The sequence below is a fragment of the Moraxella equi genome, from assembly GCF_002027555.1.
Classification (GTDB): Bacteria; Pseudomonadota; Gammaproteobacteria; order Pseudomonadales; family Moraxellaceae; genus Moraxella; species Moraxella equi.
Genome location: NZ_MXAP01000025.1, coordinates 1 through 14,758 on the forward strand (window position 1 = coordinate 1; position 14,758 = coordinate 14,758).

Below are 14,758 nucleotides of genomic sequence, written 5' to 3' on the forward strand. Positions count from 1 at the left end.
TTGGGTTCGGTTGGTATAGTCAAACCCCAAGACATCGTCAAGGTGCGTGTGCTGTCGGTGGACGAGTCACGAGGTCGCATTGGACTGTCTATGAAATCACCTGACAAAAAAGACATCTCAAAGTCCGATAAAGCGGATAAAGAATCTAAGGACAAAGCAAATGCCAAGCTAAGCAATAAGTTCAACAATAAGCCAAAACGTGAATTTAACAAACCCAAAAACGAACCTGCCAAAGTGGGCAGTTTTGGGGCGTTATTACAGCAGGCAGGGCTTAAATAGTTTGGACTTATTGATGATAAAGGTGGGGTTGCCCACCTTTGTTTTTTAAATTGAGATATATACCTAACGAACTTGATATTTACCACGGGTTTGTAGGGGTGTGCTGAGCACACCCTTTGGTGATATTATTGTGCAAGGCGTGCTCAGTACGCCCCTACGTTCACACATCATTGTATTTGTAGTAATTTTAAGTATAACAGCAAAAACAAAGCCACAAATGGGGTATTTGTGGCTTTTGTTATGGGGTTTTGCTACCTGCGGTGTTCCATGGTCTATCCATAATATCAGCGTTCATCCATGTTGGCTTATCCATTTGCCATGTCCTTGCTGATGTGTGTATTATGCCAAAATGACGACCATAAGAAAATACGCAAAAATCGCAAAGTTTTGTCAGCATATGCTTACAAATACCTATCCCGTATTTTTATCCAAAAGTGTCAATAACTCTTTGTCATTGACCAACACGTCAGCAAGGGTGTAGCCATCTAGCACCGCCACAAAGGCAAGCATGGCTTTATAAAACACACCCTTTAAACGGCAGGCAGGCGAGATAACACAGCTGTTGGCGTTATCGCCGATATTGACCAAGCTGATTTTGCCGTCCGTGTTTTTGGAGTTGTCATCTAGGCATTCTAATATGCCAAAATCGCTCTCGGTATGGCGAATGAGTCGCCCGATGTTAATCTCGCTCGGGTCTTTGGCTAGGCGAATGCCCCCACCTTTGCCACGCACGCTCTCAATGTAGCCCAATTTACCCAGCTGATGAATGATTTTGGTGAGATGACTTTTTGAGATGTCGTAGGCTTGGGCGATGTCGTCAATGTTGGCAAGCTCACCATCTTTGGGCGTTACCGCCAGATAAATCAAAGAACGCAGAGCGTAATCGCTATAATTGGTCAGTTTCATGTTGTTATTCTTCAAGTTAAAAGAATATTATAACAAATTTATGGGGGTTTTACTGTTTTTTGCTTGTTGCTGTTTGTGTGGGTTATGACGGAAATAATCAATGAAAGATCAATCAAAAGTGACAATAGGCATTTATTTTAAGCGTTTGCCGTCTTTGTCAAATATTCCGTATTTTTTTACGCTGTGTAATTCGGTGTTGTCTTTCACTTTTGGCTTCTTCCAAAAATTCTGGGCGAATGCCAAACGGAGTTGAGCTTTTGCGTTTTATTCTTAGTTTATTAGGTTTGTCTTGTTGGTTGTTTTTGGAGTTTTTAAGAACAGTATAAAGACAGATAAGCGAAACGATAAAAGCCCCAATGCCAAAGATGAGTGCCATGCCTTGCGTATCAAAAACTGCGGTATTTTGTTCCGAAGGTGTGAGTTGGTGTGGTTTGATTGTGTTAGTGGTGACTGTATTATCAGGCTGTTCTGATAAGATGCGTTGATTGCTAAGTTCTTGAAATTCTTGCTAATTTTGATTATTGGTGTTGTCGCTCATGATTTACGTTGTGATAATTGCCATAAGGTTAGTATAGCAAGGTTTTTATCATTTGGGTAGCGTATTTGGAAGTAATGATTGTTGATTTTAAAGTGATTTAATCAGCTCTTGTATTCCAAGACCTGATTAAATCATCAAAAGATTTGGGTAATCTAAATCTTACATGCACCGCCTTCACAGCCGTCATCATTGTCGCCATCAAATCCGCCGACCACGCTCACGTCCGCCAAATCGCCAAGCATGGCATCAAAATCCAGCTCATCAAGGTTTAAATCGTCCAAATCAATCGTTTGTGAATTTGTCATGGGTGTCTCCGAGTTGGGTTTATAAAAATAAAAGATTGGATTGGCGAATCATTTCGCCCTTATTTGATTATATATCCAAAGGTTGCCATTCTTTACCCTTTAATGGCGGTAGATAGGCAAGCCCTTTTTGCTGATACGCCCAAAGCTGGCTTGGGATTTTGTAGATGTCGTTACGCTCGGGGTCGATGTGCGTGGCGATTTTGTCGGTGTCGCCTGCCTTTAATAGCGTGGCAAAATTGGGATTTATCATGACCGCCTTACCCACCGCCACAAACTGGGCCCACCCTGTGCTATACGCACGCACCACATCATCGGCAGAGAGTAGACAACCCACGCCAATGAGCGGTAACTTGCCACCAATGCGGGTATGGAGCTGTTCTATGCGAGTCAAATTGGTGTCCGCCCCACGTCTTGCCTTTTTATAAAAATCCCACAACGAGACGTGCAAATATTGCAAAGGCTCATCCACCAAAACATCAATCAAATCAAACGTGTCCGCCATTGTCAAACCATCATCGCCTGCTTCTTCTGGCGAAAAACGATAGCCCACGATAAATTCTGCCTTGTCGTGCTTGGCTTTAACATCATTGACCGTTTTGATGACGGCTTTGGGAAAACGCAAGCGGTTCTCCAAGCTTCCACCCCACTCATCATCTCGCTTGTTGGCTTGGGGCGAGAAAAACTGCTGAATAAGATAATTATTCGCCCCATGAATCTCCACGCCGTCAAATCCTGCTCGTATGGCAAGGTCGGTCGCCACGCCAAAGCCTGTGATGACCGCCTGTATCTCGTCCACGCTCATGGCTTTGGCGGACTGTTTGCCGTTGTCCATGTCAGACGGAGCGATAACCTCGCCAAACTGGGTAAGCGACTGATAACCGCCATGATGAATTTGCAAAATTGCTTTTGCACCGCCTTTTTTGATGATATTGGCGGTTTCGGTTAGGCTTGCCAAATGGCTCTCATCATAGGCAGACGGCTGACCGACAAAGGCTTTACCGCTTGGGTGTACCAAAGTCGCCGCCGTGATAAATAAGCCAAAATCGTCCGACCGTCCTGTCAAAAACGCCCGCTCTTCATCAGACAGTGTGCCGTCAGGGTTGGACGCATAGTGGGTCATTGGGGCAACAACAAGGCGGTTTTTGATTTCTACGCCATTATTTAGGGTAAACGGGGTAAAAAGTGGGGTGGTGTCAGTCATAATTTTTCTCTTTAAAATAAAATGGTTAATTGATAAATTGGTGTTTTTAAATTGAACGGTAGGGGCGAATCACATTCGTCCTTGTAACATGTATTGGATTTTGGGTTCTTTATCCAAATAGGATAACACTCAATTCGCCATGATAAAAATCATACGCTATTGTTAATTCATTCTACTTTTGGGCAAATGCAATTTCCTAACACGCCATTAAAACATCAACCTTTTACCACATCAGCAAGCAATTCATACGAGCGAGCCTGTTTGTCTTTGTCATAAATATAGCTTACTGCCATAAATTCATCGGCATTGACTTGGCTTTGTAATTGCTCTAACTGGGCTTTGACCGTCTGTGGCGAGCCAATCACGCTACACGCTGTCATACTCTTTGCCATCGATAGGATATGCGGTGGAATACGACCTTCGATGTCAGGGGCAGGCGGTTTCATGCCTGAGCGTTCGCCTGTTACCACGTTTAAGAAAAACTGCAAACTGGTGGTAGAAAGGAGCTTCGCTTCGCTGTCGGTATCGGCAACAATGGCATTTAGCCCAACGATGACTTTGGGCTTGTCAAGCACGTCAGACGGCTTAAATTCCCTGCGGTAAATCTCCACCGCCTGCGTCAAAAAGCGTGGGGCAAAATGAGACGCAAAGGCATAAGGCAAACCAAGCTCTGCCGCCAAATACGCACTCTCAGGGCTAGAACCCAAGATATACAGTGGCACGTTTAGCCCTTTGGCAGGGTAGGCTCGCACTTTGTCGCTGTTGTCATCGCCAAAATAAAACTGCAACTCTTTGATATCACTAGGAAAACTCATCGCAAAATCGTCCTGATGACGGCGAATGGCTCGGGCGGTGGCAGGGTCAGTACCAGGGGCTCGCCCAAGCCCCAAATCCACACGGTTAGGATATAGGCTTGCCAGCGTGCCATACTGCTCGGCAACGACAAAGGGCGAATGATTGGGGAGCATGACACCCCCCGACCCGACTCGGATTGTGCTTGTCTTGTCAAGCACACGCTGGATAAGTAGGCTTGTGGCGGAACTTGCCAGATAGGGCATATTGTGGTGTTCGGCAATCCAGTAGCGAGTGTAGCCTGTGCGTTCAGCAAGCTGTGCAAGCTCTACCAAATTATCAATCGCTTGGTTAAAAGTCTCACCGTCTCGTAAGGGGGCTAGATTTAAAATAGACAAATCGGTCATGGTTTTTCTCGCTTTTACATTTATAAAAATTTAGATATGTTTTGGCAAAATTTTTGGGGCTATTTGATTAAATGGATAGGTGGGGGCAAATCGCATTCGCCCAATTATCAACACACCGCAAAAGGCAAATTATTTTAATCAGACAACCCGCCAATCTCATCACGCACTTGGCGGATAAAGCCGTCCACACCGCTTGGGCAGTAGCGGTAATACGTCCATTTGCCAAGGCGTTTGCTCTCTATTAGCCCTGTTTGTTGTAGGCTACCTAGATAACTTGAAATCACCGATTGGGCAAGCCCTGATTTGTCGGCAATCACACCCACACAAATCCCACCGTCGAAACCTGTCTCTGCGCAGCGTAAAGCGTCCGCCCCAAAATGCGTGGCAGGGTCTTTGAGCCACAGCAAAATCTGATAGCGGACATCGTTGGCAAGCACTTTAAAAATGTCGGTGGATTTCATGAATACAGATAAGCTAAAAATAATACATCATTATATCTATAAATTTAGATATGTCAAGAGAGTCGCAATATCATAAATATGATAAAATGGCATTCAAATAAAGCCATTTAAAAATTACACCATGCCCCACACCACACCGCCCATGAAAGACGGCGTTTCTCCAAGCCGTCTTTATTTAGAAAAATTAAATAATCAGCCCAAGAGCCTACTGGCGTTTTTATGCCAAAAATTCCCCCACATCAGCCCTGATGAGTGGCAGGCACGCTTTGATGGTGGTGATGTTTGGGGTGATGTTTCAGATAAGATGACAGGCGGTGTTGCCCCCTTGACGGTAGAGACACCCTATCAATATGGGCGGACGATTTATTATTATCGGACGCTACAAGATGAGATTGCCGTGCCGTTTGATTATCAGATTCTCTTTGAAAATGATGAGTTCATGGTGGTGGATAAGCCTCATTTTTTGGCGGTAACGCCATCGGGCAGTTATGTCAAACAGACCCTGCTTGCTCGCCTAAAAGCCGATACGGGCAATGCCGATTTGTCCCCCATTCACAGGCTAGACAGAGAGACGGCAGGGCTGATACTCATCAGTAAAAATGTCGCCACACGCCATCAGTATCAAGCCTTATTTGCCCATCATGCCATCACCAAGGTGTATCATGCCATCGCCACTGTTAATCATAAATTGACAATGCCGATAGATGTTCGCCTGCATTTGGAGCGTGGCGAGCTGTTTTATGTCATGCGTGTCAATGCTGACAAACCTGCCAATACCCACACGCACATCGATATTTTGGCGGTCAAAGGCGACCTTGCCAAATACGAGCTTCGCCCCACGACGGGTAAACTTCATCAGTTAAGAGTTCATCTAAACCATCTTGGCACACCCATCTGCCACGACCCTTATTATCCATCAGTCCGTCATAAACCCAAAGATGACTTTACCAATCCTTTGCAACTACTTGCCAAACACCTTGTATTTAACGACCCCATCACAGGCGAGCGGTGGGAATTTACATCAAAGCAAAATCTAGATTGGGGCGTGCCAGTCCTTTACAACACAAGTGAAACTTTGAAAATGTGTGGGGTAAATGGTTGTTTTTGCATGAAAAATGGCTAAATCTTGTTTTTCTACGTCAAAATCCTTGTTGATATTTCAATATCAACTGCGGACTTTTCCTTGAAAAACGTGCGATTTCCCCTATTTTTCATTGCAAATATAAAGGGCAGGCACGCCCCATAAAAACCCTGCGACTGGGCAGGGTTGGGATAGATTTGCCAGTGTTAAATCACCAAAATAAAAAACTCACCCCAAGCAAAATAAGTAGCACGCATTGGAGTGTTAAAAAGGTTTGGTGTTTTTTTAAAAACGCCACAAGGGACGAGCCTTGCTCTTTGTTGTCCATGTTTTGGACGGTCAGCGTGTCAAGCTCTGGCTTGGTGGGGTGTTTGTTGTCGTTCATGGGGGCAACTGATTTCCCATTGACAAAATCATTGGGGTTCATGCTCATGACCATGTCAAATCTCCGTGGTGCTGATGTTTGCTTTTTGCTCAATTTATTGTAATTTTATGTAAATAAATATTACGATAAATATTTTTTGTGTTATTTGTTGTACTATTATATCGGTTTTTTTGAAAAATTTAAATAAAAAATAGCATTTTTGTGTAAAATTCATCAGTATTTTTGTAAATTTTTATCTTTGATAAAATCAATGGTTGCTATTTTGTGTGATAATTAAGGTGAATATTGGTTGATTTGAGGGTGTTTTTAAGATTATTGGATGAAAATACATAAGGGTAAAAATTCACCATTAGCCAAGGCTAAATCTCATAAGTTGTACTTCGCTCTCAACTTAAAATGGCAACTTATTGATTGTCAAATGGTTGTTTTTAGTCGTAGAGGTGAATCACATTTGCTAAAAATTAATGCTCTGTGTAGGACAAATTGCAATACATCTTCACACATCCGTCCAGAAGAGCAGTTCATTAACAATCCCTTTTTTAACATGATAAGATGTTGGTGTGTTGTTTGCCAAAATCTGCCGTGGTGATGTCTAGACAAGGCTTAAACGCATATACGTGGACGGCTATCACATCGTGGCCGCCCTTAGTCAGAATATTTTGGTAAATATTTGATGTGCGTCAACTTTTAGCCAGTATTGGTATCTACAAAGCCACAGCGAACGTCAGCGTTATCAAGGCGACATATAAAGAGTTGCAAAAACTGCTTACCTTGATAAAAAACAAAAACCAATCTTAAAAATCTGTTAAAATACACCGCATTATCTCATTTATTTTTTATTTGGAAAACATCATGCACATTCATTTTTTGGGTATTTGTGGGACGTTTATGGGGTCGCTTGCCCTGATTGCACGTTCGCTTGGGCATACCGTTACAGGCTCGGACACCGCCATTTATCCACCCATGAGTACCCAGCTTGACAACGCTGGTGTTGAGATTTTGGAGGGCTACAAGTCAGCTCACCTAGACCCTGCCCCTGATTTGGTGGTGGTGGGTAACGTCTGCAAACGTGGCATGGAAGCGGTGGAATATATGCTGGACAAGCGACTTCGCTACACGTCTGCTCCGCAATTTTTGTCCGAACACGTCCTACAAGACCGCCACGTCCTAGCGGTAGCAGGCACTCACGGCAAGACCACAACCACCACCATGCTTGCGTGGATTTTGCAATATGCAGGGATTGATACAGGCTTTTTGATTGGTGGCGTACCACTTGTGTCTACCGATGACGAACACTTAAAATCTGCCTTTGCCCACAGCTCGCATTTGGGTCAAGACTATTTTGTGATTGAAGCGGACGAGTATGACAGTGCTTTTTTTGACAAACGCTCAAAATTTGTGCATTATCGCCCAACGACTGCGATTTTAAATAACTTAGAATACGACCATGCTGATATTTTCCCTGATTTAAAGGCGATTCAAACCCAATTTCATCACATGATTCGCATGATACCGCCAAGTGGTCAAATCATCATGCCAAAAGGCGTGGAGAGCTTAGAAGATACCCTAAAAATGGGTGCATGGACACCTGTTTGGCGGACAAGCGTGGGCGATGAGGCGGACTGGCAAGCGAGCTTGGAGCAAGCGGACGGCTCGGTGTTTCACGTGAAACATATCGGACACACAGGCGATGAGACAGGCACGGTAACATGGGGCATGAGTGGCGTGCATAACGTCAATAATGCGTTAGTTGCTATTGCAGGGGCGTACAGTGTGGGCGTGAGTGTGGCGACAGCGTGCAAGGCTCTGTCAAACTTTGCAGGGATAAAACGCCGTATGGAGCTCATCGGCGATGTCGGTGGAGTGCAGGTGTATGATGATTTTGCCCATCATCCAACCGCCATCACCACCACGCTTGACGGTGCTAAGAAAAAACTCACAGGTCGCAAAATTTGGGCGGTCATCGAGCCACGCTCTAACACCATGAAATTGGGTGTTTATAAAGCCGAGCTTGCTCCGTCTGCCTCATTGGCGGACGGTGTGATTTGGTATGAGCCAAAGGGGCTGGCATGGGGGCTAAAAGAAGCCATTGGCGAGACAGACGGACAGGTCGTGCTTGATAGCATTGATGAGATTTTGGCATTTATCAAGGCAAATGTCCGCTCAGGCGATGCCATCGTTGTCATGAGTAATGGCGGATTTGAGGGGATACATGGGCGGATTTTGGAAATACTGACTTAACCATCACAAGAAGCAAAGACTTGCTTAGGCAGGTCTTTTTTATTGCTCTTTTTTACAAAAATCACTCACAATCATTGCATATTTGCTAAGATTTTAACCAAATCATCAAAAATCTGCCTAAAATTTGACGTTCGTCCTACGTTATTAACGTTTTTGGGGTGGTGTGGGCGGTAAGATTGGCTTACAATTCGTTTAACTTTTACATCAAGTAAAAAGCAGACAAAGCAAATTGGTCGGGTTGGTAAAGATAGTCTAAGACCATTGTTTAACCACAGTTTAATTGATTCGCCAAGGCATTAAAGGCTGGGCATTATTAGGAGAGACATCATGAGTATTATTTGGACAATCATTGTAGGATTGGTTGCAGGACTGTTGGCACGTGCCATCAAACCAGGGGCAGACTCAATGGGCTGGATTATGACCATCATTTTGGGTATTGTTGGGGCGGTCGTTGGCGGATTCTTGGCGGGTGCGTTAGGTATGTCGGTTGAGGGCGGTTTTGGTGGCTTGGTGCTGTCAGTCATCGGTGCCATTATCGTGTTGTTCATCTATGAGTTTGCCACGGGTAAAAAACGTTTGAAATAATTAAAAATAATTTAATCAAAAAATATTGACATTTTAAAATGTTAAATTTTGATTTGACAAAAACCTTGCTATGATATTGGCAGGGTTTTTGGTTTGTGTATTTATTTTATCAAACCCCTTGATTTTTTAAAAATTAATGAGTATTATTATCATCTAAATTCCTTATTTATAACATGGTTTTTTGATGTATGTTTAAACCAATGAAATAAGGGTAATTTCAATTTATTGATGTGGTTGGAAATTTTATGATGATATCTTCTTTTGAGTTAAAAAAATGGGCGACCTGCTTGGGACTTAGCCTTGCTCTCATCGGCTGTGGCAATGATAAGCCTGCCGAACAAAAAACCGAACAAGCCCCCGCGCCCACCGCCCAAACCGACAAAATGACGGTGGTAACGACCTTTACCATTATTGAAGACATTGCTCAAAATGTCGCAGGGGACGCAGCAGACGTGGAGTCCATTACCAAAGCAGGGGCGGAGATTCACGACTATGAGCCGACCCCAAAGGACATTGCCAAGGTCAAAGAAGCCGATTTGATTTTGTACAACGGCATGAATTTGGAGCGTTGGTTTGAAAAATTCTATGCTGATGCCAAAGACACCCCTGCGGTGGTGGTAACGGACGGTATCACGCCCATGCCGATTAAGGCGGGCTCATATAAGGATTTGCCAAACCCGCACGCTTGGATGTCTACGTCTAACGCCTTGATTTATGTGGAAAATATCAAAAACGCATTCATCGCCCACGACCCAAAAAACAAAGACGTGTACATCAAAAATGCCGAAGAGTACGCCCAAAAAATCAAAGCGATGGATGAGCCACTGCGTGCCAAACTTGCCCAAATCCCTGAAAATGAGCGTTGGCTGGTTACCTCAGAAGGGGCGTTTAGTTATCTTGCCAAAGATTATGGGCTAAAAGAAGCCTATCTGTGGGACATTAACGCCGAGCAACAAGGCACGCCTCAGCAGGTCAAGGCTCTGATTGACACGGTCAAAACCAACAAAATCCCTGTGGTATTTAGCGAAAGCACCATTTCGGACAAACCTGCCAAACAAGTCGCTAAAGAGACAGGGGCAAACTATGGCGGTGTGCTGTATGTGGACAGTTTGAGCGAAAAAGACGGGGCGGTGCCAACGTATCTTGACTTACTTAATGTAACGGCAAGTACGGTGGTTAAAGGGTTTGAAGACGCAAAAGCCCAAAAATAATTGACAAGGCGATTTGGCAAGATAAAATACGGTATCTTGCCAAATTTTTGATTTAAAAAATATGGGAATTTTAAAAATTTCTATCTTTTTTAAATCAGTTTTTTACAGTTATGACACACATTCACGATTTAACCGCCAGCATCAGCGTTCAGGATTTGTCCGTGCGTTACGCCAACGGCCATCACGCCCTTTTTGACATGAATTTTGCCTTAACAGGCGGGACGACTTGTGCCTTGGTGGGGGTAAACGGCTCTGGTAAATCCACGCTGTTTAAGTCTATTATGGGACTGATTAAGCCCCAGTCAGGGCAGATTTTGCTCTCTGGTTTGCCCATTAACACCGCTCTAAAACAAAACCTAGTCGCCTATGTTCCCCAAGCCGAAGAAGTGGACTGGCAATTTCCTGTGTCGGTCTATGATGTTGTGATGATGGGGCGGTATGGCTATATGAATTTTTTGCGACTGCCCAAGGCAACCGACCGCCAAAAGGTAGCCGATGCCATGGCTCGGGTGGATATTTCTCATCTAAAAGACAGGCAAATCAGCGAGCTGTCAGGCGGTCAAAAAAAGCGGGTGTTTTTGGCTCGTTCGCTCGCCCAAGAAAGCAAAATTATCCTGCTTGATGAGCCGTTTACAGGTGTTGATGTCAAAACCGAAAAGGCGATTATGGCGTTGCTTGACGATTTACGAAGCGAAGGGCATTTGATTTTAATCTCTACCCACAATTTGGGGACGATTCCAGAATTTTGCGACCAAGTGGTGATGATAAATCGCACCGTGCTGGCGAGCGGTACGACCAAAGAGACCTTTACCCAAGAGAATCTGGAGAAGGTATTTGGCGGTGTATTACGGCAAATTCGCTTGGCAGGCAAGGACTTGCACGATGACGATGACAGTCGTGCGGTTACGATTTTGGCGGACGATGAAGTGCCTGCGGTGTTTTATGGGGTGCATGACGGCACGCCCGAGCGTAGCCACTGTGATGAGACCGCACAGGCAAGCCGTGTGGGGCAGGTCAATATGAATCAAAAACGGGCAAAAAATGACGGCGTGCAACTGTACAACCCAAAAACCGACACCACAACGCCCAGTCCAATTAAGGACACGCCATGAGTGAGCTGTTTGCCCTGCTTGCCGAGCCGTTCGCTTATGAATATATGGTAAAAGCGATGGTGCTGTCGTCCGTGGTTGGCGGTGTGTGTGCGTTTTTGTCGGCATATTTGATGTTAAAGGGCTGGTCGCTTATTGGTGATGCCTTATCCCATGCGGTTGTGCCAGGGGTGGCGATTGCGTATGCACTCGGCTTGCCTTATGCGATTGGGGCGTTTTTTTCGGGGATATTGGCGTCTTTGGCGATTTTGTGGGTTAAGTCTTTGACAAATCTAAAAGAAGATGCGGTAATTGGCTTTATTTTTACCACGTTTTTTGCGTTGGGGTTGTTTATCATCTCTATTAATCCCACGTCTGTTAATGTTCAAGAGATTATTTTTGGCAATATTTTGGGCATTAGCGATACCGACATGATACAAGTGGGCATTGTCATGGCGGTGTCGCTTGGTTTTTTGCTCGTTTTTTGGAAAGATTTGCTTTTGGTGTTTTTTGATGAAATCCACGCCAAATCGGTGGGGCTGTCGCCAAAAGTGTATCAAGTGCTGTTTTTTAGCCTGCTGTCTGCGTGCGTGGTGTCGGCACTGCAAACGGTAGGGGCGATTTTGGTGATTGCGATGGTCATCACCCCTGGGGCAACGGCATATCAGCTGACCGATAGATTTCGTCCGCTTATCCTAATTGCAGGGTTTTTGGGCGTAACCACAAGCGGACTTGGCGTGTATCTAAGCTACTACCTAGACGGGGCGACAGGGGGCATGATTGTGTCCTTGCAGACGATGCTTTTTGTGCTGGCGTTTTTGTTTTCGCCAAAGTTTGGGATAATCACACAAAGATTAAAAAGAAAGCATTTATCCGCCCAATTTGACAACCATAGATTTTAATATGCAACTTCTAAATTTTCTCACCGAACCGTTATCCCACACCTTTATGCAACACGCCCTATTATCATCGGTCGTGGTTGGGGCGGTGTGTGCGGTGTTGTCGTGCTATGTGGTGTTAAAGGGCTGGTCTTTGATGGGCGATGCGATTAGCCATGCGGTGTTCCCAGGGGTGATTGTGGCGGTGTGGGTAGGACTTCCGATGTCGCTTGGGGCATTTGTGGCGGGGCTATTTTGTGCCATATCGGTGGGTTTTTTAAAAAATAACACCCGCATCAAGGAAGATACGCTCATGGGCATTGTCTTTGCAGGCATGTTTGCGGTGGGGCTTGTTATGTTTACCAAACTAGACACCGACCAGCATTTAAAGCATATTTTATTTGGCAATCTGCTTGGTGTCAGCCGTGAAATGCTTATCCAGACCATGATAATTTGTGGGGCGATTTTGGGGGCGGTATTGTTAAAAGGTAAGGATTTGCTTTTGTACTGCTTTGACCCAAGCCATGCTCGTGTGGCAGGACTGTCGCCCAAAGTTTTGCATTATGGGTTGCTTATTTTATTGTCCGCCACAATTGTGGTTGCCATGCAAGCCGTTGGCGTGATTTTGGTGGTGGCGATGCTTATCTCGCCGGGCATTACGGCATTTGTCTTATGTAGGCGATTTCACACCATGCTTGCTGTGGCGGTGGTAAGTTCGTGTTTGACCAGTTTTTTGGGCGTGATTTTAAGTTATCATCTGGATTCGGCAACGGGGGCGACGATTGTGCTGTTGCAGGCGGTGGTGTTTGTTTTGGCAATTATCATCTCAAAAATAAAAGAAAAACGCCAATCATTACGACTGGCGTAGGGTGGTTTAGCGAGTGCCAAAAATCTTATCGCCAGCATCCCCAAGACCGGGGATGATATAGCCGTCTTCGTTCAGATGACTGTCAAGTGATGCGGTAAAAATCTCAACATCAGGGTGAGCATCATTGACAAGTTTTACGCCCTCGGGGGCGGCGACCAACACAAGGGCCTTGATGCTTTGACAGCCATGTTTTTTTAGCATATCAATGGTGGCAACCATGCTACCGCCTGTGGCAAGCATGGGGTCTAGGATTAGGGCAGGGCGTTTCTCGATGTCTTTAACAAATTTTTCAAAAAATGGCACAGGTTCAAGTGTCTCTTCATCACGTTGTAAGCCGACAAATGAGATTTTGGCGGTGGGCAACAAATCAAGCACGCCATCTAACATACCAAGTCCCGCTCGCAAAATCGGCACCAGTGTTACCGTCTTGCCCTTGACCTGCGTGCCTTTGATGGTGCTACCATCCCAGCCGTCCATGTCAAAATCTTCGGTCTCAAAATCACGGCTCGCTTCATATGCCATCAGCCGTCCAAGCTCGTTGGTGAGCGTGCGAAATTTATAGGTAGAACAGTTTTTTTCTCGCATGAGCGATAATTTGTGGCGGACAAGGGGGTGGTCAATGACGGTAATTTGCATGATAATTCTCAATAAAGGTACAAAATGGGAGATTTGGTGTATTTTACCATTTAAGCAGGGTGGCATGAAGTGTTTTTGATAATTTTTTAATGAGAATAAAGTACAAATGTAAATACGGTTGTAATTATAAATCATTGATAAACCTAATTTTTTCTAAAATGTAACAAATCATTTCAAAATAACCATTATGTCACCACAAACGCCAAATCAGCAATAATTCTTTACCGTTATACAGTATCAAGTTTGATTTTCTTCTTATATAATACCAATCAAGATGAAGCAGTCTTACTTCTTAATGAGGTTAGGATTGTTTGATTTGATTATCATATTTTGTTTTGTTTACCTTATTTTAAGGAGTTCTTATGAAAGCAGTTAAATTTATCGCCCCAATCTTCGCTCTTGGCGTTGCCTTTACAGGCGTGGCTCATGCAGAAGCGACCATGGATGCGGCAAAAGCGGACGAAACCGCCACAAAAGTAAGACAAGTGTCATACAGTTGCAACAAGGGTGGTGCCGTCAAGGTTACTTATGGCTTTAATAAGCAAAAACTACCAACCTATGCCGAAGCTCATTTAGGGGGCAAAACTCGCTTTTTGCCGATTAACTTAGCACATTCTGATGTTGCTGGCACATCTTTTGGTGATGAAAACAGTTGGACAATTAGTGGTGGTGCTATGACACTGGGTAACTACCATAAGTCAGATGTATTAATCATGGATCCAAATTCCGAAATTCAATACAAGCATTGTAAAGTTGTCGGCACTAAAAAGATTAAGGGTTAGTCTGCACGAAAAGACAGTCTACTGACTGTCTTTTTTTAAATACACAACAAAATCAATACCTTGCGCCACTTTCCTAAAAATATTCAAAAAAGTGCTTGACCCCCACCAAAAACC

At 44.4% G+C, this 14,758-nt stretch carries 17 protein-coding genes and 1 pseudogene; 10 read left to right on the forward strand and 8 right to left on the reverse strand.

Going from position 1 to position 14,758, the window contains the following annotated elements; genetic code table 11:
- A pseudogene (locus B5J93_RS13445) lies at window positions 1-279 on the forward strand (RNA-binding transcriptional accessory protein); the annotation flags it as partial.
- Window positions 280-690: 411 nt separating this feature from the next.
- On the opposite strand, the gene B5J93_RS02670 reads toward B5J93_RS13445, so the two are convergent.
- The 6 genes from B5J93_RS02670 to B5J93_RS02690 form a co-directional block, all read right to left on the reverse strand.
- Complete coding sequence (locus B5J93_RS02670) at window positions 691-1,185, reverse strand: Rrf2 family transcriptional regulator (protein ID WP_079324375.1); 495 nt, start codon at window positions 1,183-1,185, stop codon at window positions 691-693.
- A 157-nt stretch (window positions 1,186-1,342) separates the two neighbouring features.
- Window positions 1,343-1,561, reverse strand: a complete 219-nt coding sequence (locus B5J93_RS02675) for a hypothetical protein (protein ID WP_079324377.1) — start codon at window positions 1,559-1,561, stop codon at window positions 1,343-1,345.
- Between the two features lie 314 nt (window positions 1,562-1,875).
- Window positions 1,876-2,028, reverse strand: a complete 153-nt coding sequence (locus tag B5J93_RS13450) for a hypothetical protein (protein ID WP_158080668.1) — start codon at window positions 2,026-2,028, stop codon at window positions 1,876-1,878.
- Between the two features lie 67 nt (window positions 2,029-2,095).
- The gene (locus tag B5J93_RS02680) at window positions 2,096-3,229 is read right to left on the reverse strand and encodes an NADH-dependent flavin oxidoreductase (protein ID WP_079324379.1); all 1,134 of its coding nucleotides are present in this window, start codon (window positions 3,227-3,229) and stop codon (window positions 2,096-2,098) included.
- A gap of 215 nt (window positions 3,230-3,444) precedes the next feature.
- Window positions 3,445-4,428 (reverse strand): LLM class flavin-dependent oxidoreductase, encoded by a 984-nt coding sequence (locus tag B5J93_RS02685; protein WP_079324381.1) that lies wholly within the window; start codon window positions 4,426-4,428, stop codon window positions 3,445-3,447.
- A gap of 134 nt (window positions 4,429-4,562) precedes the next feature.
- Window positions 4,563-4,889: an ArsR/SmtB family transcription factor gene (locus tag B5J93_RS02690; RefSeq protein ID WP_079324383.1), complete on the reverse strand. Its 327-nt coding sequence runs from the start codon at window positions 4,887-4,889 to the stop codon at window positions 4,563-4,565.
- A 121-nt stretch (window positions 4,890-5,010) separates the two neighbouring features.
- Between B5J93_RS02690 and B5J93_RS02695 the strand changes: the two genes are divergently transcribed.
- Window positions 5,011-6,012, forward strand: coding sequence for a pseudouridine synthase (locus B5J93_RS02695; RefSeq protein ID WP_079324385.1), 1,002 nt, complete (start codon window positions 5,011-5,013; stop codon window positions 6,010-6,012).
- A gap of 169 nt (window positions 6,013-6,181) precedes the next feature.
- Here the strand turns inward: B5J93_RS02695 and B5J93_RS02700 are convergent, their stop codons facing one another.
- On the reverse strand, window positions 6,182-6,397 hold the full coding sequence (locus tag B5J93_RS02700; protein ID WP_115237111.1) for a hypothetical protein: 216 nt from the start codon (window positions 6,395-6,397) through the stop codon (window positions 6,182-6,184).
- A gap of 633 nt (window positions 6,398-7,030) precedes the next feature.
- On the opposite strand from B5J93_RS02700, the gene B5J93_RS14175 reads away from it, so the two are divergent.
- The 7 genes from B5J93_RS14175 (at window position 7,031) to B5J93_RS02730 (ending at window position 13,226) form a co-directional block, all read left to right on the forward strand.
- Window positions 7,031-7,153 carry a hypothetical protein gene (locus B5J93_RS14175; protein WP_265734200.1) on the forward strand — a complete coding sequence of 41 codons (123 nt, stop codon included), beginning with the start codon at window positions 7,031-7,033 and terminating at the stop codon, window positions 7,151-7,153.
- Window positions 7,154-7,207: 54 nt separating this feature from the next.
- Entirely contained in the window at window positions 7,208-8,596 is a 1,389-nt protein-coding gene (mpl, locus tag B5J93_RS02705; protein ID WP_079324389.1) for a UDP-N-acetylmuramate:L-alanyl-gamma-D-glutamyl-meso-diaminopimelate ligase, read from the forward strand.
- A 327-nt stretch (window positions 8,597-8,923) separates the two neighbouring features.
- Entirely contained in the window at window positions 8,924-9,181 is a 258-nt protein-coding gene (locus B5J93_RS02710; RefSeq protein ID WP_079324391.1) for a GlsB/YeaQ/YmgE family stress response membrane protein, read from the forward strand.
- Between the two features lie 245 nt (window positions 9,182-9,426).
- Window positions 9,427-10,392, forward strand: a complete 966-nt coding sequence (locus B5J93_RS02715) for a metal ABC transporter substrate-binding protein (protein WP_228144846.1) — start codon at window positions 9,427-9,429, stop codon at window positions 10,390-10,392.
- A 110-nt stretch (window positions 10,393-10,502) separates the two neighbouring features.
- Window positions 10,503-11,504 (forward strand): metal ABC transporter ATP-binding protein, encoded by a 1,002-nt coding sequence (locus tag B5J93_RS02720; RefSeq protein ID WP_079324393.1) that lies wholly within the window; start codon window positions 10,503-10,505, stop codon window positions 11,502-11,504.
- Window positions 11,501-12,382, forward strand: coding sequence for a metal ABC transporter permease (locus tag B5J93_RS02725; protein WP_276526529.1), 882 nt, complete (start codon window positions 11,501-11,503; stop codon window positions 12,380-12,382). Before B5J93_RS02720 ends, B5J93_RS02725 begins: the two co-directional genes overlap by 4 nt.
- 1 nt (window position 12,383) lies before the next feature.
- Window positions 12,384-13,226, forward strand: a complete 843-nt coding sequence (locus tag B5J93_RS02730; RefSeq protein WP_228144847.1) for a metal ABC transporter permease — start codon at window positions 12,384-12,386, stop codon at window positions 13,224-13,226.
- Window positions 13,227-13,232: 6 nt separating this feature from the next.
- Here B5J93_RS02730 and upp read toward each other — a convergent pair whose 3' ends face one another.
- A complete protein-coding gene (gene upp, locus B5J93_RS02735; RefSeq protein ID WP_029103433.1) occupies window positions 13,233-13,862 on the reverse strand; it encodes a uracil phosphoribosyltransferase in 630 nt (209 codons plus the stop codon).
- 362 nt (window positions 13,863-14,224) lie between these two features.
- On the opposite strand from upp, the gene B5J93_RS02740 reads away from it, so the two are divergent.
- Window positions 14,225-14,644: an ACP-like domain-containing protein gene (locus B5J93_RS02740; protein WP_078274987.1), complete on the forward strand. Its 420-nt coding sequence runs from the start codon at window positions 14,225-14,227 to the stop codon at window positions 14,642-14,644.
- Window positions 14,645-14,758 lie beyond the last annotated feature (114 nt).